The sequence below is a fragment of the Chelatococcus sp. KU-N122 genome, assembly GCF_055391085.1.
In genome coordinates, this window is the sequence record NZ_AP043981.1 from 3978929 (window position 1) to 4004722 (window position 25794).

Here is a 25794-nt window from a genome sequence, read left to right on the forward strand (position 1 = left end):
GGTCGGGCTTGACCCGACCATCCATCGGAACACAAAACAATCCCAAAATTCTTGGAGGAACAACCAATGGCCGCCACCCCGTTTCCGGCCGGAAGCTGCGATTGCCATGTGCACATCTACGGCCCGTTCGACCGCTTCCCGGGGCAGTCGGAGGGCCGCTTCACGCCGGGCGAGGAGTTCCCTGTGGAACGGCTCTTCGCCCTGTGGGATTCCATCGGCGTCTCGCGCGGGGTCATCGTGCACGCCCTCGGCGCCGGGCCCGACAACGCAGTGACGCTCGCGGCCCTGCGCCGTTTTCCGGACAAGCTGCGCGCCATCGCCATCGTTCAGCGCGACGTCACCGATGCGCGGCTGGACGAACTGGCGGAGGCCGGCTTCAAGGGCGTGCGCATCAACCTGCTGCGCCAGGACGGCAAGCCGGTCTCGTCGGGCGGCATGAACCTGGATGATCTCAAGGCGCTGGCGCCGCGGCTCGCCGAGCGCGGCTGGCATGCGCAGCTCTGGATCGAGACCGGCGACCTCGAAGAGCTGGCGCCGGAGCTGGAAAAGCTGCCGCTCGACTTCGTCATCGACCACCAGGGCCGGACGATGACCGACAAGGGCGTCGCCTATAAGGGTTTCCAGTGGTTCTGCGAGCGCCTGAAGACCGGCCGCTACTGGTGCAAGCTGTCCGGCGCCGATCGCAACACCCGTCAGGGCTCGCCCTATACGGATACCGAGGGCTTCATGCAGGCGCTCGTCAAGGCCAATCCGGATCGCCTCGTGTGGGGCTCCGACTGGCCGCACGTCGGACACACGGCAGAGACGCTGCCGGCGGAGGCGGTGCTGATCGACCTGTTCGAGCGCTGCGTGCCAGACGCCGCTGTCCGGCGCAAGATCCTGGTCGACAATCCCGTGCGCCTCTACGGGTTCTGACGTTCCGCGGCGGCGTCCACGCGGGGCGATGAGGGTCAGCCCGCGCCCGCCTCGGGATAAAGCGGCATCAGGCGCGCGCCGCGTGGACGCGCCTCGCGGCGGCGCCGAGCCTGCTGTTCGGCCCGGAAGGCGGCGAGAAACCCCTTGCCCGTCCAGCCGGCGGGTGCCGCCCCGCCATAGAGGTGGCATTGCAGCTCGTCGACGGCGCGCCGCATCTCGGCGCTCCGCATCGCCGCAGCCGGGCGCGCCGCGGGGTCGCCGTCGAGACGGGCCCAGGTCAGGAAGGCGCGGTACGCCGCGGCCGCATCGTTCACCTTGCAGGCGGCCCTGAGGGCCTTCTCGGCGGCGTCCGCCGATGGCTCGGTGGCCATCGCCGGCACGGCGGGGGCCGTCGCCGCCGTGGATGTCGCGGCCGGCCGGGCCACCGGCCCGCTGCGGCGGCCGCCCCGCGCCAGGCGGCGCGGCAGCCACCAGGCCGCTCCCGCCAGGGCGATCGCGGCGGCGAACCCGGCGCCCAGGCGGGCGAAGCCGAAGTGCTCCAGGAGCATCTCGATGAGCGCCACGAGCCGGCCGGGACCAGGTCGCTTCGCTTCGGCGACATCCGGCAAGGCCGCGGGGACCTCGGCGGCCGGCGGGGGGGGCGTGGCTTCGGCACCCGCCGCGGGCGCCACCGTGAACGTCTCCGCCGGCAGCACCGCGTGCTCGAGCCGGTTGGCGTCGATGTTCCACCACCCCACCTCGATCGCCGGCAGGGTGACCTCGCCGGCCCGCGTCGGCACCACCGAAACCGTCTTGACGAGGACGGCGCCCGGCTGGGCCTGGATCGTCGCGGCGTCCGTGCGGCTCGCCTCCTCGTACTGGCGAACGCCGTCAGCCTCGGGCGGGGTGATCGCCGGCAACTGGTTGGGGCTTGCCCCGCGCGCCTCGAGCCTGATGGTGCGCATCAACGCCTCGCCCACCCTGGCGCCGGCCACCGGCGACGACCAGGCGGCCGTGAGCGTCACGTCGCGCGCCGGCAGGAACCAGCCGTCGATCGCGGCCGGCCGTGCCTTGACCTCGACCAGGACCGGCCGCGAGCGCAGGGTCACGTCGCGGCCGGGATCGATGATGCGGCTCAGCGGCAGGGGCGCGCTACTCAGGTTCACCTGCGGATCGGACGAGGACAGCAGCCCGTTGCCGGTCGGCACGTTGACCTCCACCGTGACCGGCCTGATCTCGATCTGGCCGCTGCGCTGCGGCCGCATCAGGTACGTCTGCTCGATGATGTGGTACTTGCGGCCCTTGATGATCTCGAAGCGATGCTGGGGCTGGCCCTGCGGCGTGATGGTGGCGCCATCGGCGGTCAGGTCGCCGAAAGAGCCGTCGCGGATGCCGAGGGCATCGTTGACACGCAGCGTGAGGGGCACGTCGCTCTGCACGTAGATCGGCCGCTTTGCGACCTCGACCCGCACGGACAGCGCCCCGTCCAGGGCCTGGTCGGCGGGCGTATCGGTCACGGTGATGGCCACTGGCGCGGTGCGCAGCGCCGCCACGGTCAAGGCGGGGATGGTGCGCTTGCCGGCTGCCTTCGGAGCCAGCGTCAGCGTCCACTCGATCGTCTCCGAGCGCTTGCCGTTGACGGTCGTCGCGCGGCGCTGCTGGCGCTGGTCGACGATGTCGAAATCCCTGGCGAGCGGCGCAAGGTCGGGGACGGGGTTGCCTGCGGCGCCGGCGAGGCTCAGCACGTAGCGGATGGTCTTGCCGAGATCGACCGCGGTTTGATCCGGCACGCCGGTGAGCGTGGCGGCCCGGCCCGGTCCGCTCGCCAGCAGAGCCAGGGCGACGGCCGCGCAGACGAGCGCGGGTCGGGCCCGCAAGCCTCCGCCGATACCCCCTGATGTCGTCGACGTGCGGGCGATCCGCCTGCGTTGAGCCATGTCGTCGCTATCGTCCCGCAGTCGGGATCCCCATGGAGCCATAGTGCATGCGGATGCGCGCGCGCAAAAGGCTCGTCGGATCGTTGGGCACCAGGCGCAAGGTCTGCTCGCGATTCTGGTCCTGCTCGCTCATCGGGTCTGTCCCGGCAGCGGCGGCCTGGGCCTGGCCGGCGGGCCCGTCGTCCTTCGGCGCGGCGGGGGCCTCGGCCTGCTTGCCTTGGTCCTGGCGCTCGTCCTTAGGCGGCGGTGGCGTCTTGTCGCCGGCGCCGCGGTCCGGCGGCGCGTCGGGCTTGCCGTCCTTCGGCGGCTCGTCCTTGGGTTGCTGGCCGCCGCTCGACGATCCCTGTTGCGGCTGCTGCTTCGCCGGATCGCTGTCCTTTTGCTTGGGCTCCGGGGGCGGCTGCTTTTGCTCGGGCGGCTTCTGTTCCGGCTGCTGCTGCGGCGCCTGTGCCTTGCTGTCCTGCTGCTGGCCGCTCTGGCCTTGGCCGCCCTGTTGCTGGTCCTGCGAGGGGTCGTCGGACTTGCCGCCTTCGGGCGGCTTCTGATCCTGCTTCTGCTGGTCGAGGAGCTTTTGCACGAGCTCGCGGTTGTGGCGCGCGTCGGCGTTGGCCGGGTCGGCCTGCAACGCAGCATCGTAGGCCTTGATCGCCTCCTCGAGCTCGCCGGCGTGGGCCAGCGCATTGCCCCGGTTGTAGTCGGCGCCCGGCAGGTGCGAGAACGCGTCGGCGGCCTCCCGGTAGTTGCCGGCCTTGTAGAGGGCGCTCGCCTGCCACGTCGGGTCCTCGAAGGTGGCGGCGGCGGCGCCGTAGTCACCGCCCCGGAAGGCGCTCGCACCTTGCTGGTCGGGCCGCTGCCACAGGTCCTTCCACGTCTGCGCGGCCGCTGCCGGCTCGGCCGCCCTGGCGTCGCCCGCGCCGGGGCCGTGGGCGAGCGTCGCCCCCAGGGCGAGCACGGCCAGCCAGCCGCGGCGGAAGGCGAGGGAGGCGAGCAGCACCACGGCGATGACGACCCAAGGGCCCATGTCCAGCCACTGATCGGCCACCAGCCCGCTGTCCTTCAGCGCGCCGTTCGCCAACGGGCTTGCGCCCCGGGCGAGAACGATGCCGAGATCGTGGTCGTCGGCGGTGATCGGCGTGTAGCGGCCGTTGCCGGCAGCGGCGAGCGCGCGCAGCCGCGCTTCGTCCAGCCTGGTCGTGGCCGCCGCGCCGTCGCGGCCGGCCACCGGGTTGCCGTTGAAGTCGACGAGCGGGCTGCCGGCGGTGGAGCCCACGCCGATGACGTTGACGATGTAGCCGGCCTGCGCCGCCGCGCGGGCCCCGGCGAACGCCCGGTCCGGCTGCTCGCCGGCGCCGTCGGTGAGAACGACGATCCGCCCGGCCGGCGCGCCGGCATTCCTGAGCAGCTCGGCCGCCTTCTCGATGGCGAGGTCCAAGCGGTCGTTGAGCACCGGCATCAGGTTGGTCGCGAGCTCGGGCAGCATCTGCGCGACCACCCGTCCGTCCTCGGTCAGCGGGGCGGCCACGAACGGCGCGTCACTGAAGATCACCAGCCCGACCTGGCCGCTGCGCAGGCGGCCGAGGATGTCGTCGATCTTGTAGCGAGCCGCGGCCAGGCGGCTCGGGCTCTGGTCGGTCGCGTTCATGGACTGGGTCAGGCTGAGCACGATGACCGTCGGATCGAAGCGGTCGAGCGCCGGCGTCGGCAGCTTCTGCCAGGTCGGCCCTGCCATCGCCACGGCTGCGATCGTCCAGCCGGCGAGCAGGGCCACGAGCGGCCAGCGGCGGCCGCGCGCGCTCCCCTGCACCGCGAGATGCCGAAGCAGGTGCGCGTCGACGAACGGGCGCCAGTCGTCCTGGCCCGCGCCGATCCGCCGCCAGACGAGGGCGCAGAGGCCGACGGCCGGGAGGATGGCCAGCAACCATTCCGGCCGCAGAAAGTGGAACTGCTGCGGGATTATAACGGCGCTCCATGGCCGGGCATGGCGGCCGCGTCGGCCGCCGTCACCCGTCGTCGAAATCCGGTCGGCATCAGCCGCATCGCCCCCATGAGCAGGCTCAGCACCAGGGCCGCGCCGAGCGGCCACTGGAACAGCGAGACGGTGGGGCTGAGAAAGAGCGGCTCGCCGGCGGCCGGCTCGATCCGGTTGATATCCTGGTAGATCGCCGCCAGACCGCTCTCGTCGCGGGCGCGAAAATAGCGGCCGCCGGTCATCTCGGCAATCTTGGCCAGGGACACCTCGTCGAGATCCAGCGACGGATTGATGACCTGTTGTCCCACGGCCTGGCTGTCGGCGCCGACGCCGACGGTGTAGATCTTGACGTGCTCCTCGCGCGCCAGCTGGGCGGCCTGCAGCGGCTCGAGCACGCCGGAATTGTTCATGCCGTCCGTGAGCAGCACCAGCACGCGATGATCGATCGGGCGGCTCTGCAGCACGCGGATGGCCAGCGCGATGGCGTCGCCGATGGCGGTTTCCCGCCCGGTCAGGCCGATCGTCGCCTCGTCCAGCAGCTCGCGCACCACCTTGCGGTCGAAGGTCAGTGGCGCCTGGATGTAGGCGTTGGTGCTGAACAGGATCAGGCCGATGCGGTCGCCCTCCCGCCGCGCGATGAAATCGTCGGCGACGGCCTTGACCACCGACAGGCGGTCCATCGGTTGCCCGTCCCGGGATAGATCCTCCCGCGCCATGGAGGCCGACAGGTCGACTGCGAGCACCATGTCGCGGCCGTCGACCGGGATGGGCACCGCGCGCCCGACATAGGTCGGGCGGGTGGCGGCCGCGACGATGAGCAGCCAGATCAAGGTCAGCACGGCGAGCGTCCAGGCGCGCCGGCCGAACGCGCGGCCGGCCGACGCGCCGGCCTGGCTGACCTCCTTGAAGAACGGCACGCGCAGGGCGCCGGCGCGCAGCGGCTTAGCCGGCGGCATCAGGAAGCGGATGAGGAGCGGCAGCGGCAGCAGTGCCAGCGCCCAGAGCCATTCGAACCGGATCATGCGTTGCTCCGGATCCAGCGCCGAACGGAGGCGATCACCTGGGCGCGGTCGACGCCGGCGGCACCCGCCGCGGTCGGCGGCTGATAGGGAGCCAGCGCCATGAAACTGGCCACGGGCTGCGGCAGGCCCGCCTTGCCGTCGGCGAGGAACCGCTGCCAGCTGTCGCCCGACAGGGCGGTGGCGCGGGACCGGTCGCCGCGGGTGAGCACGATGCGCCGGACGAGAATGGTGGCTGCCGCCGCGACGGCGCGAGCGTCGGCATAGCGCTCGCTGTCGCGGTCGATCGTGTCCAGTTCCCTGAGCGCCCGATAGGCCAGGGTCTGCCGCCGGCGCCACTCGAGCAGGGCCAGCACGATCGCCAGGAGCACGACCAGGCCGGCCGCGATCCACCAGCCCGGCGCCAGAGGCCAGAACGACACCGGATCAGGCAGGTGGATGTCGCGCAGGTCCGCCAGCGGATCGGCCTCCGGCGCTCCGGGCAACGTCGGCAACGTTGGCAGAGCCGGCGGCGGTGTTGGCGGAGGGGCAAGGGGCGGCGCCGTCATGCTGGCGTCCTGCGGGCGGCCGACCACCCGTGCCGCAACCGCTCCGGATGCAGGATGTCGCTCGGGTCCTGCCCGGTCTGCATGGGCACGAAAGCCATGCCGCGCTGGCGTGACAGCATCTCGATCGCCCCTCGCCGGGCGGCGAAGCGCTGGGCATAGGCGTCGCGGGCCGCCTTGCTGTCGCCGTCCAGCACGGCGACGTCGGCGCCGTCGCTGAAGCGGTGATAGCCGCGGCGTGGCGCCGCCGCTTCGATCCGGTCGTAGATGAACAGGCTGCTCACCTGCGCCTGGAGCGACAGCCGGCCGAGCTCGCGCGCCGTTGCCGCGTCGAGGTCGCGGAAATCGCTGACGACGAAGACCAGCGTCCCGGGACGCGCGGCCCGGCGCATGCGCACGAGCGCGTCCGCCAGTGTCGGCTCCGTCGCCGCGTCCTCGGCCCCGAAGCGGTCCGCGGTCGCATCCGCCATCGCCTTGATGAAGCCGAGAATGCGTCCGCGGCTGCGTTCCGGGCGGTACGACCGGATCCGTGAGGGGGCGACGATCACCCCGCCGACGCGGTCGCCGTTGTCGACGGAGATCCAGGTGAGGACCGCCGCGGCCCTGGCCGCCAGCACCGACTTGAAGGTGTCGCGCGTGCCGAAGCGCATCGAGGCGCGGGCGTCGAGCAGCACGAGGACCGGCCGTTCGCGCTCCTCCTGGAACAGCTTGGTGTGCGTGCGGCCGGTCCGGGCCGTCACCCTCCAGTCGATGGTGCGGATATCGTCGCCCGGCTGGTAGGCCCGCACCTCGTCGAACTCCATGCCGCGGCCGCGGAAGGCGGACTTGTAGCCACCGTGGTGATGGGTGCGCACCGTGCCGCTCGGGGCAAAGCCGCTGGCCATGCCGGTGGGCCGCGCGGCGATCAGCTCGTCGAGGTGGGCGACGAGACCGTAGGGAGCATCGGCCGGGCGGTCGGTCATCGGCTATCCCAGGGGAACGGCGGGGTTTCAGCTCACGGGCACGCGGGCGATCAGGGCATCGAGGATCTGGTCCGGCGTCATGCCGTCGGCCTGGGCCTCGAAGGTCAGCAGGATGCGGTGGCGCAGCACGGCCTTGGCGATCGCCTGCACGTCCTCGGGCACGACGTAGTCGCGGTCCTGAAGCCAGGCGTGGGCGCGGGCGCAGCGGTCGAGGGCGATAGTGCCGCGGGGGCTGGCCCCGAAGGCGACGACGCCGGCGAGGTCCTTGCCGTAGCGCTCGGGATTGCGCGTCGCGAACACGAATTGCAGCAGGTATTCCTCGACCGCCTCGGACATGTAGCTGGCCAGCGCGTCCTGGCGGGCGGCGAAGATGACGGCCTGCGTCATCGGCTCGCCGAACTCGATCATCTCGCCCTGCGCCTCGCCGCGCACCAGCCTCAGGATCTGGCGTTCCGCCGAGAGGTCGGGATAATCGAGCTTCACGTGCAGCAGAAAGCGGTCGAGCTGCGCCTCCGGCAGCGGATAGGTGCCCTCCTGCTCGATCGGATTCTGGGTCGCCATCACCAGGAAAAGCTCGGGCAAGGCATAGGTGACGCCGCCGACCGTTACCTGACGCTCCGCCATGGCCTCGAGCAGCGCGGCCTGGACCTTGGCCGGTGCCCGGTTGATCTCGTCGGCCAGGATGAAGTTGTGGAACACCGGTCCCGGCTGGAAGCGGAAGCTGCCGTCCTCCGGCCGGTAGATGTCGGTGCCGGTCAGGTCCGACGGCAGCAGGTCTGGGGTGAACTGGATGCGCTGGTCCTCGCAGCGGATCGCCCGCGCCAGCGCCTTGATCGCCTTGGTCTTGGCGAGGCCCGGCGCGCCCTCCACCAGCAGATGGCCATCGGCCAGCACCGCCACCAGCAGCAGATCGACGAACGCGCTCTGTCCGAGGATGCACGTATTCATGTAGTCGGCGAGGCGGTCGAATTCGTCGCGCGGGTCGGCGGCCGCCGGGGGCGCAGGCACCACCTGCGCCCGGGCGGCTTGATCGGTCGGATTCATCGAGAGGCCATTCCACTCGGCTTTCAGCTGGAGTTCCTATACCGCGCCAGCGCTTCGCGCCGAACCTTCCCGAAGGTTATTTTTCGGTCATGTCGGGATGGGGGGCAACTCGTCCCAGCCGTGGCCGACGGGCGGCCCGCCTTGCGCTCGCGCCGCCGTCCGGTGTCAGGATCGTCCGCTGACTGGGGGTGAACAGGCCCTGTTGACCGCGCATGCGCGCATGCGATCGCCTGGAGCATTGGCCGACCGGATGAGGTCATCTGATCGGCAAATGCTGTAACTCTTCGAATCCGGAACGCTTCCTTCTGCGATCAGGTGATGTCCCCCGATCGCAAAAGGAAGCGCTTCAGGATTTGCCCGCGCGGCCAGCAGGCCGGCGGCGTGCGGCGCGGCCGCCGCCCCGCGCCGGGCATGTCGTCGCCTGTTCGCCCGGCGGTTCGGTCGTCCGCCCGCGACCACGAGCCGCGGTCGCCGGTGCCGACCGCCCGCCGCGAGGTGTCTCGACGTTGCGAGCCGAGCGGCTGGCCGGCTTGTCGCCGGCCGTCAGCCGTTCGGCCATGCCGCCTGCCAGCGGCGTGCCAGCTCGGGCATGAGGCCCGCTGGCGGGTGGCCGATCGTCATCCTCCGGCGGCGCAGCGAGACGATGCCGTAGAGCGCCCCGCTGTCGGGCTGATAGAGCACCACCATGGCGTTGTCGCCGCAGTCGTGCTCCTTGCAGCTCTCCACCTGGAGATAGCGGGCGCCGGCCATGGTCGCGACCCGCGTGTCGCCGGGACCGTCGAGATCGATCAGCCAGCCCTCGCGCGCCAGCGGACCAAGCGCCCGCCGATAGGCGTCGGCGAAGCCCGGGTCGTCCTTATAGCCGCGGCGCATCAGCTCATCGACGTTGCGCGCCGGGCTCGCCCGCATCTTGGGGGCCGCCGGCGCCGGCGGGGGAGCCGGCTCGGCCCGCTGCGCCCCGCAGCGGCGCAGCGGCGGCTTGTTTATGTCGGCGACGGCGTGCACGGCGCGCTCGGCCGGCCCCAGGTGTTCGCCGCCGGTCGTCCAGAGCTTGTTCCCCTCGACCGACATCACCAGCCCTTCTCCAGGCCCTTGGAGGAAGAAGGTGGTCGAATGGTCTTCGCGCCCGACATAGCCCAGCATTACGTCGGGCTTCGGGAAGAAGCCGGCCCCGGCTGTCGTGTCGAGCCGGATGCCGTCTCGACCCAACGCGACGCGCGGCTGCCGGGCACAATCGCCGCCGGGCGCAAAGCTGCCGAAAGTCTTCGGGAAATCGCGGATGCTGATGGACTGCGCCGCCGCCGGGCCGGTGGACAGCACCAGCCAGGCCAGGAAAGACAGCAGCGTCGGATATGGCGTTTCAGGCAGGTGGCGCATGGGAGGTCCGGCAAAAGAGGCTTTCCCATTGATTTTCGCATCGCAAGATCGCTTTGCGCGCCTCCCAGATAAGGGGGCTGCCTACTCCGGCTCCGGCAGCGCTGCGACGCTGCGGGCGAGCAGTGCGACGGCTTCCGCCTGACGCACCGTGCCCGTCTTGGCGAGGATCCGCTTCACGTGCCAGCGCACCGTCCCAAGGCCGATCTGGTGTCGCTCGGCAATAGCGTCGAGCGATTTGCCGCCGCCGAGGTCCGCCGCAATCACGGCCTCCGTCGGCGTGAGGCCGAACAGCTCGCGCAGGCGGCCGAGGTGCAGGGTGGCCCGCTCGGGGTCCTTGAGGAAGACCAGGGCCATCGGTCCTGGATCGCGGCCCCGCGACCAGCCCGGCCGCAGGGGGGTGACCGACAGGGTGAGCGGCAACCGGTCCGTCCGCGGCACCGCGAGGGACGTGGGCCCAGCTGATGGCGGCCGCCCGGCCGCCGCTGCGATGGCAGTCCGCACCAGCTGGGCGAAGCGCTCCTGCAGCAAGACGTCCCGCAGGTAGAGGCGGCCGTAGGAGCTGCCGAGCTCTCCATCGCCCCGCAGCACCGCTTCCGCGGCCGTGTTGGCGTGGACGACGCGGCCGGCGCGATCGAGAACGACGACGCCCGTATCCAGCCGGTCGAGCGCGTCGAGGGCGGCCGCCTCCGCCAACCGCGCCTTCGACAGGTGCCGGCCGAGGCGCACCGCCCGCTGAAGATGGGGCAGGAGCAATGCGGCCTTGTGCTGGTCCGCTTTCCTATAGGCGCGGCCGCCTTTCGGCCGATGGATACCCAGGACACCGACAGCCCCGTCGCCGCTCGAGAAGGCAGCCCCGACCATATGGTGGATGTCGAACTGCGCCAGAAATTCCCGATAGAAGCCGCTGCTCCGCTGCTCGTCAGGCGTCACCAGCATCTCGGCCGTGACGATCCGGTCCATGCCGTAGGACACGGTGCGCTGCACCCAGAGGTCGCGCCGGTGCCAGTCCTCCGCCCAGTCCTGCAGCCTGTCCGGCACCACCATGTTGTCCGTGGTCTCCAGCAACTGCACGTCGCCCTGGGCGCCATGGAACTTGACGACGGTGCTGGTGGAGTCGAAGGCGGCCGCGATCCGCGGTGCGATTCCGGTCCACAGATGCGGCTCCGCGGCTGCATCGTAGAGCAGTCCGATCAGCTCCGAGAGGTGAGCGAGCGGCATTGGGAAGACCTCGCCGGCATCGCCGGCCACGAGGGGGGCGGGATCATGCCGGCCATCCAGTGGGACAGCGGCGGCACCATGGGTTCGGCACTCTTCCCATATGAATGGGGTGATTGTCTTTGGGATGGGACGGGGTATGCCAGCCGTTCAGCAGGATCTGTTCACCTCGCCAGGGCTCACAGGCCTCCGCCAGGCCGCCGCGATCATCGCGCCGGCCGAGGAGCAGGCTCTGATGGCCGCGATCGATGCTGCCGACCTCGCGCCCTTCCGCTTCCAGGGCTGGCTCGGTAAACGGCTGACCGCGTCCTTCGGCTGGCGCTACGACTTCGACAATGCAAGCTTTGCGCCTACCGATCCAATTCCGGCATGGCTCACGCCGCTGCGCGAGCGGGCGGCGCGGTTCGCCGGGCTTGCGCCCGACGAGCTCGTTCAGGCCTTGCTGACCCGCTATGATCCGGGCGCAGGGATCGGCTGGCACCGCGATCGGCCGCTCTTCGAGCACATCCTCGGCGTTTCGCTCGGCGCGTCGGCCGTCATGCGCTTCAGACGGCGCAAGCCTGGCGGCTTCGAGCGCGCCTCGGCGCCGCTGGAGCCTCGCTCGATCTATCATCTGAGCGGGCCGGCACGCCACGACTGGGAGCACAGCATCGCTGCGATGGACGTGACGCGATGGTCGGTCACCTTCCGCAGCCTGTCCGAGACGGGGCGTCGGCGGCAAGGCGAGCCGTGACAGGCCGGCGACGTCAGGCTGCCGCCTGTCACGTCATTGTTAAGGCGCGGTCTCATTGAGGTTGTATCCGGGCCGGCTCCATCCGCGTCGAGCGCATGTTAGTCTCGACGCCCCGGCGAAAGGCCCGGACCTTCCGTCGACTCCCATGAGGCGAGGACACCATGGTCACGAAAGCAGACTTTTCCGCCGACGAGTGGAAGCTCGTGCTGGGCAGCCCGATGCTCGCGTCCCTGGCGGTGACGCTGGCTGATCCCAGCGGCCTGTGGGGCACGATGAAGGAAGGCATGGCCAGCGGCCTGGCCCTGCTGGCGGCCAAGAACGACGCCGGCGCCAATGCTCTTGCCAAGGCCATCGCCGCCGATATGGAAACGTCGGACGGGCGCACCGCGGCGCGTGACGGCATCAAGGCCGAGCTCACGGGCAAATCGCCGGCCGAGATTAAGCAGCAGGTCCTTGCCGCGCTGACCCAGGTGGGCCAGATCGTGTCGGCCAAGGATCCGGCGGATGCGCAGGGCTTCAAGACCTGGCTGCAGCAGGTTGCCCAGAAGACCGCGGAAGCCTCGAGCGAAGGTGGTTTCCTCGGCTTCGGCGGCGTCCAGGTCAGCGATGCGGAGAAGGCCACGCTCGTCGAGGTCGGCAAGGCGCTGGAAGCATCCGCACAAGCCTGACCACAGCGGTGAGAGGGAAGGGAGCCGCGCGACCGGCGGCTCCCATCGACGGGCCGAGTGGGCAGCGCCCGCCGATACACCCGCCTGAGCCGGCTTGAGCGAAGGTCAGGGCTTGTAGACCGCGATCTCGTCGGTGATGCCGTCGAGCGCGAAGCGGCCGAGCAGCACAGGATCGCCCCACAGGTGGTTGGTGAAGGCCTCCGACATGATCAGCGGCTCGCTCAGCACCTTGTTCAGCCCGGCGAGGCGGCTCGTGAGGTTCACGTCCCGGCCCACCACCGTGAAGTCGAGCCGGGCGCCGGAGCCGACGTTGCCGTAAGCGGCGTCGCCATGGTGGAGGGCGATGCCGGCCTCGATGCGCACCGGCAGCGTGCCCGCCTGGTTGAGGTCCTCGAGCAGCTGCAGCGATTGGCGGGCCGCGTCCAGGGCCGCCCGGGCCGCGCCGCCGGTGTCGTCGCCGCGATCCCGGAAGATGGCCAGGAGGCCGTCGCCCAGGTACTTCAGCACTTCGCCGCCCTCCTGCTCGATCGGCGGGACCAGGCAGTCGAAATAGGCGTTGAGCAGGTCGACCGTTTCCTCCGGGCTGATGCCGGACGACAGGTGCGTGTAGCCACGCATGTCGGCGAACAGGATGGCCGATCGGATCCGGCTCACTTGGCCGCGCCGCACGTCGCCGTTCAGCACCAGCTTGTGCGGCTCATCGCCGATGTAGATGCGCAGCAGGGAGTCGAGCGAGAGATAGCCGGCGACGATCTCCACTACGGCGGCGATGGCCGGCATCAGCAGCTTCAGGAAGGCGATGTGCGCCTCGGTGAAGCCGTTGGGATCGCGCGTGGCAAACGAGATGCCGTTCTCGTCGCCGTTGGCGAAGAACATGGGAAAGCACAGATAGTGGATGTAGCCGCTCGCCTTGAGCGAGGGCACGATGCTGTAGAGGTCGTCCGGTATCTCGTCCAGCCGCAGCGCCAGCGGCGCGCGTGTCTGGTGCACGGCGTAGAACGGGCTGCGCATGTAGTTGTCGCTGGCGTCGCGAACGTAGGCGAACTCCTCGGCCTCGACGGTCGCCTGCCCCTTGATCCACACGCGGCCTACGGCGGCGTGCTGGGCGTGCAGCGTCTCGATCACCAGGGACGCGCGATCCACCGGAATGCCGGCACCGTTCAGCCGCTCGCTCAGCCCGGACAGGATCAGGTTGGAATCACGGGTCTGCCGCGCTTCGACCAGCAGCCAGTCGCGGATGGCGACGCTCGATTTCACCCCGTCCTCGCCGAGGACGGGCCAGAGTTCGCTGGCCAACTTGTACGATGACGTGGTGACGGAACAGATCGCCCCCCATCGCCCGCTTCGTATCTCGCGCTCTGCGGGTGGCTGCCCGTGTCGGTCAGCTTCAATCGGTCGGTGGCTCGCATCGCTCTCATGTGGGCTTCGCCGCTTATATCGGCAAGGTGAGCGAAAGCGGGGCCAAAAAGGGGCGAAGCGGTGCGTTTTTCGCCCCGCGAGGCCGGGCGCGTCAGGCGGGAACGCTGATCAGGCGCCGCCGTCCCCCGGCGAAACGCACCATCAGGAAAACGACGATGGTGGCGTTCAGCAGATTGAAGCCCAGACCGTTCAGAAAGGCGGCCTGGTAGGAGCCCGCGAGATCGAAGATCTTGCCCGACAGCCAGCCGCCCAGCGCCATGCCGACGACGGTGGCGAGCACGACCAGTCCGAGCCGTCCGCCGGCTTCCCCCGGGGGGAAATAGTCGCGGATGATGATCGCGTAGCTCGGCACGATCCCGCCCTGGAACAGGCCGAAGAGGGCCGAGATCACGTAGAGCGACGTCAGCCCGTCGAAGAACAGGTAGAGCAGCAGCGCCAGCCCCTGCAGCAGCGAGCCGAGCAGCAGTGTCCCGAGCCCGCCGATGCGATCGGCGATGAAGCCCGAGCCGATACGGCTGATGATGCCGCAGGCCAGCATCAGCGACAGCATCTCGGCGCCGCGCGCGACGCCGTAGCCCAGATCGCCGCAATAGGCGACGATGTGGACCTGGGGCATGGACATGGCGACGCAGCAGGCGACGCCCGCCACCACCAGCAGGGCCTGCAACGTTCTCGGCGAGATGCCGAAGGCGCGCTCGGCCCGAACGAAGGTGGCGGTGACGGCACCGTCCGCCGTGGCCGTCCGCAGCCGGCGGCGCAGCAGCAACGCCAGCGGCAGCATGGTGACGGCGCAGAACAGGCCGACGCCCACGTGGGCCGCGCGCCAGCCGTACGCACCGATGGCGCGCTCGACGATCGGCGGCCAGAAGGTGCCGGCGAGGTAGTTGCCCGAGGCGCAGATGGCGATGGCGAGGCCCCGTCGCCTCGCGAACCAATGGGAGATGTCGGCGACCAGCGGCCCGAAGCCGGCGGATGCGCCGAAGCCGATCAGCGCGCCGTAGATCACGGCCAGGACGGTGATGTTCGGTGCGAGCGCCGACAGCAGATAGCCGGCCGCGAGCGCCCCGGTGGCCAGCAGCGAGGGCACGGTGATGCCCATGCGGTCGGCCATACGCCCGATGACCACGCCGCCGAGGCCGAAGCCCATCATGGTGAGCGTGAAGGGCAGGCTCGCCTCCGCCCGCGCGACACCGAACTCGGCCTGCACGGCCGGCAGGGCCACGACCACCGACCACATGCCGACGCCGCCGATCGCGCTCAGCAGGACGGCGACGAGGAGCCTGCGCCAGGCGGCCGGGCCGTCGATGTCGGTCAGCGGACGAAGGGCGGCGAGCGGCACGGACGTGTTCACGCGATGTCTCCGGCTGCGCCGACAGCCCTCTCTGAGCAACCTGCAGGCAGCATGCCCGGACGATAAGCAGATTTTTATGCTCTAGGCGACGCCTTCGACAGCTGTTCTGTCCTCCGCTCCCTGCATGCCGCCGCCATCCGCTTCGTCCTTTGAGCGGCGTGCCGATCGGCCTCCGGCGGAAGCGGTGGAGGTGCGCGCGGCCTTGGCTAACGTCCAGGCGCCGCCGTCAGCGGCGGATCGCCGGCGGGCGAGATGCGGCTCGGCCGCCTGTTGCAGCCGTTCGTGCGCCTTTGAACGCGGATGCGGCCTGTCCGACGCGGCGGCGCCATCAGCGCAATAGAGCCAGCAGGATGATGATCGGGATCGGCACGCCCAGCAGCCAAAGCAGAATTCCGCGTCCCATGGTGCTCCTCCTTACGGGTTCGGCGGCGTTATTCGTCGCGCATGCGCCCGCCGGCGGCCGCCGCCAGGCTGGCCGAGAAGGCGCCGGCCAACAGCGCGGCGGCGAACCAGAGCGATAGCGTTGCCGCGGTCTTGCGCGCCTCGTCGGCCGCCACGCGCGCCTGGTCGATGGTGTCGTCGATGCGCCGTTCGGCGTCCGCCTGGCTGATGCCGGCGCGGGCTGCGATGGCCTGGGCCACATAGGCTTTGTCGGCCGATGTGAGGCCGGTGCCGCCGGGGCTCAGCGCGCGGGTGACCACGCGGCCGATTTCGGCGCGCACCTCGCCACCGCCGGCGCTGGGCGCAGCGGCGACATTCGCACCGGGACGCAGCAACGTGTCGACCAGATAGTCGGATGCGTGGGTGGCGGCCGCACTTCCGGCGGCTGCGGCAGCTGTCGACAGCGCCGAGGCCGCGCCGCCGGCGAGGCTGCCGAGGGTCGAGCCAAGAATGCCCACCGTGACGATGGTTGCCAGCGCCCAGGTGACCAGACCGTGGGCGGTGTCGCGGAAGTAGATTTCATCGCTGCTCGAGCTCGACCGTGGCCTGAGCCGGCCGGCGATGAAGCCACCGATGGTCGAGGCGAGCATCGCCATCACGATGAGGTAGAGGCCGGTGACGATGCCGAAGGTCCGGGCGGACATGGTGCTGCCCGGCCACGGCGATACGGTCGAGAAGCCCACGCCGGAGGCCAGCGTCAGCAGCAGGACAGTCAGCGCCACCGAGGTGGTGGCGCCGGCGAAGATCGCTCCCCAGGAGGTGGCCGAACGCCGATCCGTTGCCGTCGTCTCGACCGCTATGACGTCTACCATGTCGCCCTCCATGCCTACGAACGAGGCACGGGATGAACTCGGCACGTGGGCTCGTGTTCCGGTTGCGAGCGGGCTGGCCATCCCCGATCCGCCGGAGGCTGCCCTGTCTTCGCAGATCGCGGCAGCGTTGCGGGGTGCAATTGCAGAATGCGAGACGCGGCGCGCGCTGATCAGCTCCTTCGTTGAATTTGCTCTGCTTTTTGCGAGCACGCGGCTGGTTGTCGGCTTGCAGATGCTTTGGCGTGTCAGCGCATCAAGGCAAAGGACCAAACCGATGACCGCACTTCGCACCGCTGTCTCCATGCCTCCTGCCGTGCCGACCGACTGGTCGGTTGTCGCCGTCGACCTCATCGTCCCGGGAACTGTACATGGCATGGCCTCCTGAGCCCGGGCCGAGCGACGACTCGGCCGCCGTGCGGGCCAAGCGGATCCTGGGAGCCTACAACCGGGGGCTCCTCCTGTTCGGCCTGCTGGCGATCGCCGGCGCCGCGATATGCGTCGCGGTTCTCGTCGCCGGCTGAGGCGCCGCACGTCAGCGCGCCACGCGGCCGGCCGGGCGGCACACCTTCAAGCGCGGCGCGAACCGTGCCACGCTGGCGCAGCTCATCCTTAATGGGGGCAAAGCGATGACACGGAGGATCGTCGTGCTCGGCGGCGGCTTTGCCGGGCTGTGGAGCGCCGCCAGCGCTGCCCGGGCGCGTCAGCTGTTCGGAGAGACGTCCGACGAGCTGGAGATCGTTCTGGTCTCCGCGGGCCCATTTCATATCATTCGGGTGCGTTGCTACGAAGCCGACCTCGCACCGCTTCGCGTGCCGCTTGACGATGTTCTCGCCCCGATCGGCGTCGACCGCGTCGACGCCACGGTGGTCGCCATCGATCCGTGCGGGCAGCGCGTGCGTGTCGAGGCGCCGGGCGGCGCTGGGCGGGACCTGCCCTACGACCGCCTGGTGTTCGCCCTCGGCAGCACACTCGTCCCGCCTGCGGTCGCTGGCGCCGGCGCGGCGCTCGATGTGGATACCTACGACGGTGCCGGGCGCCTCGCTTGCCACCTGTCGGCGCTGGCCGCGCAGCCCGAGCCCGCCCCGGCGGCCCGCACGGCGGTCGTCATCGGCGCCGGTCTCGTCGGCGTCGAACTCGCCTGCGAACTGCCGCAGCGGCTGCGCGATACCCTGGGCAGTGCCGAGCCCGTCCGGGTGGTGCTCCTCGACCACGGCGAGGTCGGCGCCGGCATGGGCGCCGTGGCGCAATCGGTCATTGTCGAGGCTTTGCGCGCGCTCGGCGTCGAGGCGCGCTCCAACGCGCGGGTCCGTGCGGTCGATGCGGGCGGCGTGACGCTCGAGGGCGGCGAGCGCATCGAGGCCGCCACCGTCGTCTTGGCAACGGGCATGCGCGCCAGCCCGCTGACGCAGGCCTTCGGCGTGCCCTGCGACGCGCTGGGCCGGCTGCCGGTGGACGCCTTCCTGCGGGTCGCGGGCGTGGCGGGCGTCTATGCCGCCGGCGATGCCGCCGTCGCCCGCGCCGATGAGGCCGGGCACCCAACCGTGATGTCCTGCCAGCACGCCCGGCCGATGGGGCGCCTGGCCGGGCACAATGCGGTGTGCGACGTGCTGGGCCGCGATGGCGAGCGGGTGCCCTTCGCCGCGCCCGACTACGTCACCATCCTGGACCTGGGACCATGGGGAGCGCTCTACACCTCCGGCTGGGACCGGGGCACGATCGTCGCCGCGGGCGCCGCCGCCAAGAGCATCAAGCGCACGATCAACGGCAGCCGCATCTACCCACCGCTCGACGGCGACCCGGCAGCCATTCTGGCCGCGGCGGCGCCGATCATCCAGGCGCGCCCGGCGGCTCGAGCATGATCCCAAAAGGTGGACACCGGTTTTTGGACAGGATCGTGCTCGAAACAAAGACTTGGAGCGGGATGATGACTCGCAGAGAGATCAGCCCGCTCTAAGAGTCGATGCGGTTCGGGCGCGCCACGCCGCCGGTCGCGAGCGCCTGCCGATAGCCGATCGGGCTTACGCCCAGCAGCTTGCGGAAGCGGCGATTGAAGGTCGACAGGTCGCCGAAGCCCTCGTCGAAGGCGATGGTCGAGATGGGCTCTTCCGTGCGGCGGATGCGAACTGCGGCACGATGCAGCCGGCTGCGCAGGATGTACTGGTGCGGCGTGACGCCGACGACGTCCCGAAAGGTGCGCAGGAAATGGTAAGGGGTCATGGCGACCGTGCGCGCCAGCTCGCCGATGGAGAGCGGCTCGTGGCATCGCTGCGCGACCAGCCGGAGCGCTTCGGCGGCGCGTCGCACGTCGCGGGCGCTGGGCCTGCGGCGGGTGCTGTTGCAGTCATGGGCGACGGCTGCGACCACGCCGGCCAAACGTAGCCCGAGTTCCTCCACCTCGGTGTCGGCCGGCCTGTCGAGCGCGCCCGCGGCGCCCGCGACGACAGCGGCCAGTTGCGGCAGCGGCGGCAGCCGCGGGACGGCGAAGCTGAACCGTCGTGCACCCGGAATATCCGCCAGGACGCTCTCCCAATACGCCGGCGCAAACTGGAACGAGACGCAGCGATCGCCGGTGCCGTGCTCATGCCCGCAGTGGAAGCAGGTGCCGGGATTGCCGAGCAGCAGCGCGCCGGGCACCAGGGTCGCGTCGCCCTGGCTGCTCTCGTATTGGAAGGTGCCGTCGATCACCGCGGCAATGCAGACGTTGTCGTGGCGCTCCTCGTAGGGCCGGTCGTGCGGTCCGGCGGTGCAGACGACATCGAAGGCTTGCCAGCCGGGGCCTTCGCCAAGGGGCTGTGCGATCATCGATCCCATACGGATACTGATAGCAGTTTTTCCCAAGCGCCCCCGGCGCCTGTGATTCTAGGTAGGAGGCCTCAGCGTCAGCCGGAAGGTCCGCCATGAATCTGATCCATCCCAACCCGCCGACGGCAACGCCGCCGGCGTCAGTGTCCTCCCTCGTGCGTGCGCTTGCCGCCGATCATCCGGACCCGGACCGGGTCGACAAGCTCGGGCTCTATGGCTGGCTGGTCGGCAGCTGGGGAATGGACGCCACCCTCTATCGCGATGACGGGACCGTGCACACCGGCCATGGCGAGATCCATGCCGGCTGGGTTCTCGCAGGTCGAGCCATCCAGGACGTGTGGATCCTGCCGGGCGTCTTCCACGGCACGACGTTGCGCGTCTATGACCCCGGCCTCGATGCCTGGCACATCGTATGGGCCGATCCTCTACGTCAAATCTACACCCGGCAGGTTGGCCGCGCCGATCAGAAGGGCATCATCCAGGTGGGCAGCGCTGAAAACGCCGCCATCCTGCGCTGGAGCTTCACCGAGATCACCGAAACAGGCTTCCATTGGCGCGGCGAGCGCTCGCTCGACGACGGCGTGACCTGGATGTTGCAGCTCGACGTCCACGCCCGCCGTTCCGCCGCGTGAACGCCAGCTTCAGGAGTTGTCCGATGATCAATCATATCTCGATCGGCGTGCGCGACATTGCCCGCGCCAAGTCCTTCTACGACAGCGTCCTCTCTGCCCTTGGCTATCGATGCCTGAGCGCCGACGACACATCCCTGGGCTACGGCGACGGAGCGGTCGCTTTCTGGATCGGCGCGACGGAGCACCCGGTCCCTGCCGATGACCGATCCAACCTGCATGTCTGCTTCGATGCGCCCAGCCGCCGGGCCGTCGATGCGTTCCATGCCGCCGCACTCGCGGCAGGCGGGCGCGACAATGGCCCTCCCGGCGTGCGCCCCGCTTACGGGCCAGGCTACTACGCGGCCTTCGTGGTGGATCCCGACGGCTACCGTCTGGAGGCCTACCGCGACGGCCCGGGTTGAACGCGCTATTCGATGGCGAGCGCGGCCGCATCGGTCATTCAGGCGGCCGCGACGGTTGGGGGCGACCCGGTCAGCGGCTCGTGAGGATCAGTCCGCGAGCCCAAGGACGAACGCGAGAGCAACGTTGAGCCGTCTGATATCGTCGGGCGCGAGCTCGCCGATGACTTGGCTAATTCGCTCACGTCGGACTGTTACCGGCTTGTCGGCCATGACCTGGGATCTTATGCGCAATCCGTTCGCGCCGCTCGGATCAATCGTGACGCGGAAATCCGGCGCATCGGACAGCTCGGACGTCATTTGGCAAATCACGACAGACGCATGGCTTTCAGGGAACGCGTTCGTCTGAACGATGACCGCAGGACGCGGCTTTCCGTAGTCGCCTGCCGCCGCGACGACGACAACGTCGCCACGTCTCATGGGCGCTCGGAAGCGTCCGTCTCGTCGAACTCGGAGACGGCCTCGATCCAGTCAAGTGCATCCCGTTCGCCAGCGTCGCGGAGGCCGGCGACCTGGCTCGCTACCCGTCGTCGCACCAAGGGCGAACGCGCGTCCGGCAGTATCAGCCGCAACTCGCGCAAGCCCTGCGAGCGCCGACGATCGCGCATCATCCTCATTCGCTCAGCGGGTGCCGTCACGTCCGGCCCTCCAACATCGAGCCCAGACAGAAGCGTAACGCGTTACAGAGAGCGGCACAACTGTTGGGCTGGCGCACGACCGCTTTACGACGCCAGCAGGTTCTCCCGCAGCGTGGTGCCCTCGTAGGCCGTGCGCAGGCGGCCGCGGCGCTGCAGCTCCGGCACCACGAGGTCGACGAACTCCTCGAAGCAGCCCGGCGTGTAGGTGGCGGCGAGCATGAAGCCGTCGGCGCCGCCCTCGTCCATATAGGTCTCCATCTGGTCGGCGATGTCGCGCGCCGTGCCCACGGCGACGGGCATGCCCATCCCCTGCGCGTAGATCAGCGCCGCCTCCTTGACCGTCACCGGCACTTTGCCGAGCGGGTCCTTGGCGTAGATGATCGATTCGAAGAGGCCCTGGATGCCCGGCACTTCGATGTTCTGCACGTTCTCGTTCGGGTCCATCTTCGAAAAGTCGAGGCCGAAATGGCCGGAGATCCAGGCGATGGCGCCTTCCAGCGGAATGCAGGCCTTGATGCGCTCGTATTTCTCCTGCGCTTCCGAACGGGTTTCGGCCACCACCGTCTGCAGCCCATAGATCAGCTTGACGCTGCCGGCGGGCCGACTGAACGTCGTCTCGAGCCGCTGGTTCAGGTCGTCGGCATAATGGCGCATACGCTCTACGCCTGGATGAACCGCGAAGATGGCTTCCGCATGCTTGGCGGCGAAGTCGCGGCCACGGCCGGACGAGCCGGCCTGCCAGATGACCGGGCGGCCCTGCGGCGACGGCGCGCAGAAGTGGCGGCCCTTGCATTTGAAGTATTTGCCGTCGTGATCGACCAGCCTGATCTTGCTCGGGTCGGCATAGATGCCGGTTTCCTTGTCGGCGACGATGGCATCAGGCCCCCAGGAGTCCCAGAGCTGATAGCAGACGTCCATGTATTCTTCCATCTTCTCGTAGCGCTCCGAGCGCGGCGTCATGTCGACGTGGCCGTACGCCTCCCACTCGCTCTTCGAGTAGGAGCTGACCACGTTCCAGGCGACACGGCCGCTCGACAGATGGTCGAGGCTGGAGAGGATGCGGCACATGGCGTAGGGGTGCGTGAACATGGTCGACAGGGTCACGCCGACGCCCAGATGCCTGGTGGCGCCGGTGATGATGGGCACGATCGTCGATGGCTCGTGCGTCGGGCACTGGACGGCGTATCTCACCGTGGCGTCGGAACTGTCCTGGAAGGTGGAATAGGGGGCGAGCTCGTCGGCGATGAACATGGCGTCGAACAGGCCGCGCTCCATGGTGCGCGCCATATGATGCCAGTATTCGGGTCGGGCGAAGTCGAAGCCGATCTTGTCCTTGGTGTTGCGCCACATGCCGGTGGCATGGCTGTTGACGCCATGCTGAATGAAACCGAGCAGATGGGCCTTCTTCTTGGCGGCCGATGGCATGAGATGCTCCTGGTGGTGATCCGGGCTAGAGCATTTCCCGACCAGATGAGGTCATCTGATCGGGAAGAAATGCGCCAACTTCTTGAATCCGGATCGCTTCTTTTGCGATTGGGGGGCCCCGATCGCCAAGCGTTCTAGCGGTCAAGCGACGGCGGCGACGGCAGCATGACCTTGCAGCGGCCTGATCACGCGCTTCATGAACGGGCCGGCATCGCGCATGGGATCGTCGAACTGGCACACGATGCGGTCGACGCCGAGCGCAGCGAGCCTGGGGATGCGCTCGCGAACCTCGTCGAAGCTGCCGACGAGGCCGAGCTCGATGCCGGCGTTGGAATCGACCATCTGTTCTTCGTCGAGCTCGGCCCAGGCCGCGGCGCCGGACTTGGCGATGACGTTCCTGAAGAACTCGATGGAGCGTGAGTTTCGCCGCTCGAGCACGAGCCGCCAGCGCTCTTTCGCCTGCGACGAGGTTTCCGTCGCGATGACGTAGGCGTTGGCGGCGATCGACAGCGTACGCCCCCAGCGGTTGGCTTCCTGCTGCGCCGCCTCGATGTGCCGCTTCAGCTGGTCGTCGGGCATGCCGTTGAGGAAGAGGCAATGGCCCCACTCGGCGGCCATCTGGACGGCGCGCCTGGAATGGCCGGCGATCCAGATCTCCGGCAGCGACGCCCGGTCGAGGCCATAGGTCGGCGCCCGGCTGGACGTTTCGTCTGCGGGGAAGACGGCCGCGTCGTCGTGCGCGGCAGGCTCGATCATGTCGAGCGGCGGTTGAAACAGGCTGTTCAGCGAGCGCAGGAACTCGGACGCCCGATCGTAGCGGCCGTCGTGATCGAGCCAGGCGACCCCGGAAAGCTCGAACTCCTCCTTCCACCAGCCGCAGACGATGTTCAGGGACAACCGCCGCTCGGCGATCTTCGACAGGGTGTCGAGCATGCGCGCCACGAGGAAGGGCGAGCGGAAGCCGGGCCTCACCGCCCCGCACAGGCCGACCTTGCTCGTGGTGGCGGCGATGGCCGCCAGCAGGCTCCACGCATCGGCGACGTTCTCGTGCGGGCCGTGGATGCAGTTGAGCAGGTTTTCCGACGCGTAGAGGAAGTCGAAGCCCAGTGCCTCGGCCTGCTGTGCGATGGCCAGGCACGAGGCGACGTCGGGGCCGGTCGGCTGATCCGACGTGCGCAGCCAGCCGCCGTACACCGGTAGCCAGATTCCGAAATGCATCGGAGCACCTCCGCCGCGGTCAGGTGATCTTGACGGCGCGGGTCATCTGGCGCCGCGTCACTTGGTGCCGGGTCACTTGGCACCGGATCCGTCGTCGTCGAGGAAGAAGGCAAGACCGTTGCCAGCCGCCGTGACCAGGGCGAGCAGGGGGCCGAGATAGATGAAGACGGGGTTGACGCCGGCGAGCGCGATGATCACGGCCGAGGCGAGCACCGCGAGCGCGATGGGCCACCAATAGGCGTGGATGTCGCCGCTGTCGTCGACCTCGACGCGATCGTCGGCAAAGCTGGCGAGCGCGAGGCGGACGCCACGCACGTAGCCGGCGACGAACAGCGCCGTGGCGGCGGCGGCCAGCACCAGGAAGATGATGAGAAGCGTGCTCATGGGGGATCGGTCCATCCGGTTGACGCCGGCGCCCCGTCCGGGAAAGGGGTCGCCGCAGCTTGCGAGGGTGGAGGGCTCAGCCCTCCAGGTTCATGGCCTGTTTGACGCCGAGGTTGCTCATGTCGAAGCTGCGGCGGGACAGCAGACCGGCGACGATGACGACGCCGGCGCTGATGGCGACGATCGAGAGCGTTCCGACCAGTTCGCCGTACGCGGCGCGCAGCGGCATGCCGATCAGGATCGACAGCACGATGCCGCCGACGAAGCCGACGGTGTTGGTCCGCGGCCACAGGATCGCGAGGATGAGCGGAAATAGAATCGATGTCTTCAGTGCGTATGTCGTCAGCACCAGCGAGGTGAAATCGGCGCCCGACAGCACGATGGCTGCAGCAATGATGCCGCCGAGCAGCATCGACAGCTTGGTGATGTAGAACAGCCACGACTCGGTGGTCTTGGGAGCGTAGCGCTTGATGATGTCGACGGCCACGATCGACGACAGGGCGGAGCTGGCGCCGTCGATGGTGGAGTAGCAGGCCGCCAGGATCGCCAGCACATAGGCGAGGATCAGGACGAGCGGCAGCCCGATGTGGGAGACGATGTAGGGGCCGACCGCCACGATGTCGCCGCCCACGTCCGCCGGCGTCAGGCCGTACGCCAGCCCCACCAGGCCCAGCATGCCGAAGCAGATCGGGATCGGATAGAACAAGGCGCCCGACCACAGGAAGGTGCGGGCCACCTGGTTCGGCCGGATGGCCCAGACCTTCTGCCAGAACGTCTGGTCGGCCACGGTCGCCGCCAGCAGGCCGAAGGCCAGCGTAATGCCGAAGCCGGCCGCCGCATCGGTGTTGAAGACCGACAGGTTCGACGGTTTGGCGGCGTTGACCGTGTCGAACACGGTCGTCGCGCCGCCGTTGATCATGCCGAACACGGCGACGACGACGATGGCGGCGGGCACCGTGATCATCCAGGTGTTGAGCGTGCCGGTCATGACGCTGGTCCACAGGCCGCCGAAGTAGGAATAGGCGAGCACGACGACGACGGTGAGCAGCGTCGCGACGCGCCAGTCGATCGGGAACACCGTCGACATGACGACCGCCGTCCCCTTCAGGTTGATCAGGATCTCCAGGAGGATGCCGAAGATCATGGTGATCGTCACGACGCCGGACGCGACCTTGGATTGCTCGAACCGGCTGAAGATGAACTGGCTGATGGTGTAGCCCGCGGGCATGCGCCGCCGCAGGATCTTGGCCAGCGGCACCACGGCCATCACGGCGAAGCCGTTGGGCACGACGAACCAGAACAGGCCCGACAGGCCCCACTGGTAGGTCATGGCGGTGCTCATCATCACCGCCATGGCCCAGGTCCACACCGAGATCACCGAACCGACGCCGAAGCCGAGCCCGATGCGGCGGTTGGAGATGATGAAGTCGTGCGTGTTGCGGACCAGCCGCGTCTTGATCATGTAGGCGAGGGCGAGACAGAGCAGTCCCGTGCCGATCATCAGGGCCAGGCCCAGTCCCTGCGACAGGCCCGAAGACAGGACCAGATCCGTCTTTTGCATAGCGTCCTCCTCTGCGATCACGCCGAGCACGAGGCAGCCGAAGCTGCCGTTGCAGAGCGCCTGCGCAAACGAAGTGCCAAGAACCGCTCCCATCGACGATGTCTAGTTTTTGGACGTTATTTTGTCGTTTGCTGAAATCAATAGCATAATATTTCTTTAAATAGATCAGTATTGGAAAGGAAATTTTATGGTCGTAAATACCGCATAAGCGATATTTATGCGAGATCGATTGTATCATCGCCGTTGACGCCTCTCGATTAATTGGATTTCTGCAACGCGACGTCAATGCTCGATTTGCGGTCAACGGACCATGTCCTTTGCCCCGTTCGGTTGCGCTCGGGGCATCCGCG

26 protein-coding genes are annotated in these 25794 nt (G+C 69.1%); 8 read left to right on the plus strand and 18 right to left on the minus strand.

Features of this window, described 5'->3' with window-relative positions; translation table 11 throughout:
- Positions 1-66 precede the first annotated feature (66 nt).
- Positions 67-915, plus strand: coding sequence for an amidohydrolase family protein (locus tag ACZ5PO_RS17855; RefSeq protein WP_464195859.1), 849 nt, complete (start codon positions 67-69; stop codon positions 913-915).
- A 35-nt stretch (positions 916-950) separates the two neighbouring features.
- On the opposite strand, the gene ACZ5PO_RS17860 is transcribed toward ACZ5PO_RS17855, so the two are convergent.
- The 8 genes from ACZ5PO_RS17860 to ACZ5PO_RS17895 form a co-directional block, all read right to left on the minus strand.
- Positions 951-2831: a BatD family protein gene (locus tag ACZ5PO_RS17860; RefSeq protein WP_464195861.1), complete on the minus strand. Its 1881-nt coding sequence runs from the start codon at positions 2829-2831 to the stop codon at positions 951-953.
- A gap of 7 nt (positions 2832-2838) precedes the next feature.
- A complete protein-coding gene (locus tag ACZ5PO_RS17865; protein WP_464195863.1) occupies positions 2839-4749 on the minus strand; it encodes a VWA domain-containing protein in 1911 nt (636 codons plus the stop codon).
- Between the two features lie 35 nt (positions 4750-4784).
- Positions 4785-5822, minus strand: coding sequence for a vWA domain-containing protein (locus ACZ5PO_RS17870; protein ID WP_464195865.1), 1038 nt, complete (start codon positions 5820-5822; stop codon positions 4785-4787).
- Positions 5819-6367 (minus strand): DUF4381 domain-containing protein, encoded by a 549-nt coding sequence (locus ACZ5PO_RS17875; protein WP_464195867.1) that lies wholly within the window; start codon positions 6365-6367, stop codon positions 5819-5821. Before ACZ5PO_RS17875 ends, ACZ5PO_RS17870 begins: the two co-directional genes overlap by 4 nt.
- Entirely contained in the window at positions 6364-7326 is a 963-nt protein-coding gene (locus tag ACZ5PO_RS17880) for a DUF58 domain-containing protein (protein ID WP_464195869.1), read from the minus strand. Before ACZ5PO_RS17880 ends, ACZ5PO_RS17875 begins: the two co-directional genes overlap by 4 nt.
- Positions 7327-7353: 27 nt before the next feature.
- The gene (locus ACZ5PO_RS17885; RefSeq protein WP_464196884.1) at positions 7354-8274 is read right to left on the minus strand and encodes an AAA family ATPase; all 921 of its coding nucleotides are present in this window, start codon (positions 8272-8274) and stop codon (positions 7354-7356) included.
- 639 nt (positions 8275-8913) lie between these two features.
- Positions 8914-9747 carry an Ivy family c-type lysozyme inhibitor gene (locus tag ACZ5PO_RS17890; protein WP_464195871.1) on the minus strand — a complete coding sequence of 278 codons (834 nt, stop codon included), beginning with the start codon at positions 9745-9747 and terminating at the stop codon, positions 8914-8916.
- Between the two features lie 81 nt (positions 9748-9828).
- Positions 9829-10965 (minus strand): helix-turn-helix transcriptional regulator, encoded by a 1137-nt coding sequence (locus ACZ5PO_RS17895; protein ID WP_464195873.1) that lies wholly within the window; start codon positions 10963-10965, stop codon positions 9829-9831.
- Positions 10966-11101: 136 nt separating this feature from the next.
- Between ACZ5PO_RS17895 and ACZ5PO_RS17900 the strand changes: the two genes are divergently transcribed.
- Complete coding sequence (locus tag ACZ5PO_RS17900) at positions 11102-11695, plus strand: alpha-ketoglutarate-dependent dioxygenase AlkB (RefSeq protein ID WP_464195875.1); 594 nt, start codon at positions 11102-11104, stop codon at positions 11693-11695.
- Between the two features lie 203 nt (positions 11696-11898).
- Complete coding sequence (locus tag ACZ5PO_RS17905; RefSeq protein ID WP_464195877.1) at positions 11899-12363, plus strand: hypothetical protein; 465 nt, start codon at positions 11899-11901, stop codon at positions 12361-12363.
- Positions 12364-12468: 105 nt separating this feature from the next.
- On the opposite strand, the gene ACZ5PO_RS17910 is transcribed toward ACZ5PO_RS17905, so the two are convergent.
- The 3 genes from ACZ5PO_RS17910 to ACZ5PO_RS17920 form a co-directional block, all read right to left on the minus strand.
- Complete coding sequence (locus tag ACZ5PO_RS17910; protein WP_464195879.1) at positions 12469-13620, minus strand: adenylate/guanylate cyclase domain-containing protein; 1152 nt, start codon at positions 13618-13620, stop codon at positions 12469-12471.
- 253 nt (positions 13621-13873) lie between these two features.
- Complete coding sequence (locus ACZ5PO_RS17915) at positions 13874-15133, minus strand: MFS transporter (RefSeq protein ID WP_464195881.1); 1260 nt, start codon at positions 15131-15133, stop codon at positions 13874-13876.
- A gap of 431 nt (positions 15134-15564) precedes the next feature.
- Entirely contained in the window at positions 15565-16386 is an 822-nt protein-coding gene (locus ACZ5PO_RS17920) for a hypothetical protein (RefSeq protein WP_464195883.1), read from the minus strand.
- Between ACZ5PO_RS17920 and ACZ5PO_RS17925 the strand changes: the two genes are divergently transcribed.
- From ACZ5PO_RS17925 to ACZ5PO_RS17935, 3 genes are all read left to right on the plus strand, one after another.
- Complete coding sequence (locus ACZ5PO_RS17925) at positions 16385-16771, plus strand: hypothetical protein (protein ID WP_464195885.1); 387 nt, start codon at positions 16385-16387, stop codon at positions 16769-16771. The genes ACZ5PO_RS17920 and ACZ5PO_RS17925 overlap by 2 nt on opposite strands.
- The gene (locus ACZ5PO_RS17930) at positions 16755-16907 is read left to right on the plus strand and encodes a hypothetical protein (protein ID WP_464195887.1); all 153 of its coding nucleotides are present in this window, start codon (positions 16755-16757) and stop codon (positions 16905-16907) included. Before ACZ5PO_RS17925 ends, ACZ5PO_RS17930 begins: the two co-directional genes overlap by 17 nt.
- Positions 16908-17012: 105 nt before the next feature.
- Positions 17013-18245, plus strand: a complete 1233-nt coding sequence (locus tag ACZ5PO_RS17935; protein WP_464195889.1) for an NAD(P)/FAD-dependent oxidoreductase — start codon at positions 17013-17015, stop codon at positions 18243-18245.
- Positions 18246-18336: 91 nt separating this feature from the next.
- On the opposite strand, the gene ACZ5PO_RS17940 is transcribed toward ACZ5PO_RS17935, so the two are convergent.
- On the minus strand, positions 18337-19188 hold the full coding sequence (locus ACZ5PO_RS17940) for a helix-turn-helix domain-containing protein (protein WP_464195891.1): 852 nt from the start codon (positions 19186-19188) through the stop codon (positions 18337-18339).
- 95 nt (positions 19189-19283) lie between these two features.
- Here ACZ5PO_RS17940 and ACZ5PO_RS17945 point away from each other — a divergent pair, with 95 nt between their 5' ends.
- Together ACZ5PO_RS17945 and ACZ5PO_RS17950 are read left to right on the plus strand one after the other, a co-directional pair.
- On the plus strand, positions 19284-19820 hold the full coding sequence (locus ACZ5PO_RS17945) for a hypothetical protein (RefSeq protein ID WP_464195893.1): 537 nt from the start codon (positions 19284-19286) through the stop codon (positions 19818-19820).
- Positions 19821-19843: 23 nt separating this feature from the next.
- Positions 19844-20221 (plus strand): VOC family protein, encoded by a 378-nt coding sequence (locus ACZ5PO_RS17950; RefSeq protein ID WP_464195895.1) that lies wholly within the window; start codon positions 19844-19846, stop codon positions 20219-20221.
- A gap of 87 nt (positions 20222-20308) precedes the next feature.
- Here the strand turns inward: ACZ5PO_RS17950 and ACZ5PO_RS17955 are convergent, their stop codons facing one another.
- From ACZ5PO_RS17955 to ACZ5PO_RS17980, 6 genes are all read right to left on the minus strand, one after another.
- Complete coding sequence (locus ACZ5PO_RS17955; RefSeq protein WP_464195897.1) at positions 20309-20638, minus strand: type II toxin-antitoxin system PemK/MazF family toxin; 330 nt, start codon at positions 20636-20638, stop codon at positions 20309-20311.
- Positions 20635-20835, minus strand: a complete 201-nt coding sequence (locus tag ACZ5PO_RS17960; protein WP_464196886.1) for an antitoxin MazE-like protein — start codon at positions 20833-20835, stop codon at positions 20635-20637. The genes ACZ5PO_RS17955 and ACZ5PO_RS17960 overlap by 4 nt, the downstream gene beginning before the upstream one ends.
- Before the next feature lie 105 nt (positions 20836-20940).
- Positions 20941-22281, minus strand: a complete 1341-nt coding sequence (locus tag ACZ5PO_RS17965) for an LLM class flavin-dependent oxidoreductase (protein ID WP_464195899.1) — start codon at positions 22279-22281, stop codon at positions 20941-20943.
- Between the two features lie 141 nt (positions 22282-22422).
- Positions 22423-23499 carry an LLM class flavin-dependent oxidoreductase gene (locus ACZ5PO_RS17970; RefSeq protein ID WP_464195901.1) on the minus strand — a complete coding sequence of 359 codons (1077 nt, stop codon included), beginning with the start codon at positions 23497-23499 and terminating at the stop codon, positions 22423-22425.
- 72 nt (positions 23500-23571) lie between these two features.
- Positions 23572-23883, minus strand: coding sequence for a hypothetical protein (locus ACZ5PO_RS17975; RefSeq protein ID WP_464195903.1), 312 nt, complete (start codon positions 23881-23883; stop codon positions 23572-23574).
- A 76-nt stretch (positions 23884-23959) separates the two neighbouring features.
- Positions 23960-25444, minus strand: a complete 1485-nt coding sequence (locus ACZ5PO_RS17980) for a sodium:solute symporter family transporter (RefSeq protein WP_464195905.1) — start codon at positions 25442-25444, stop codon at positions 23960-23962.
- Between the last annotated feature and the right edge of the window lie 350 nt (positions 25445-25794).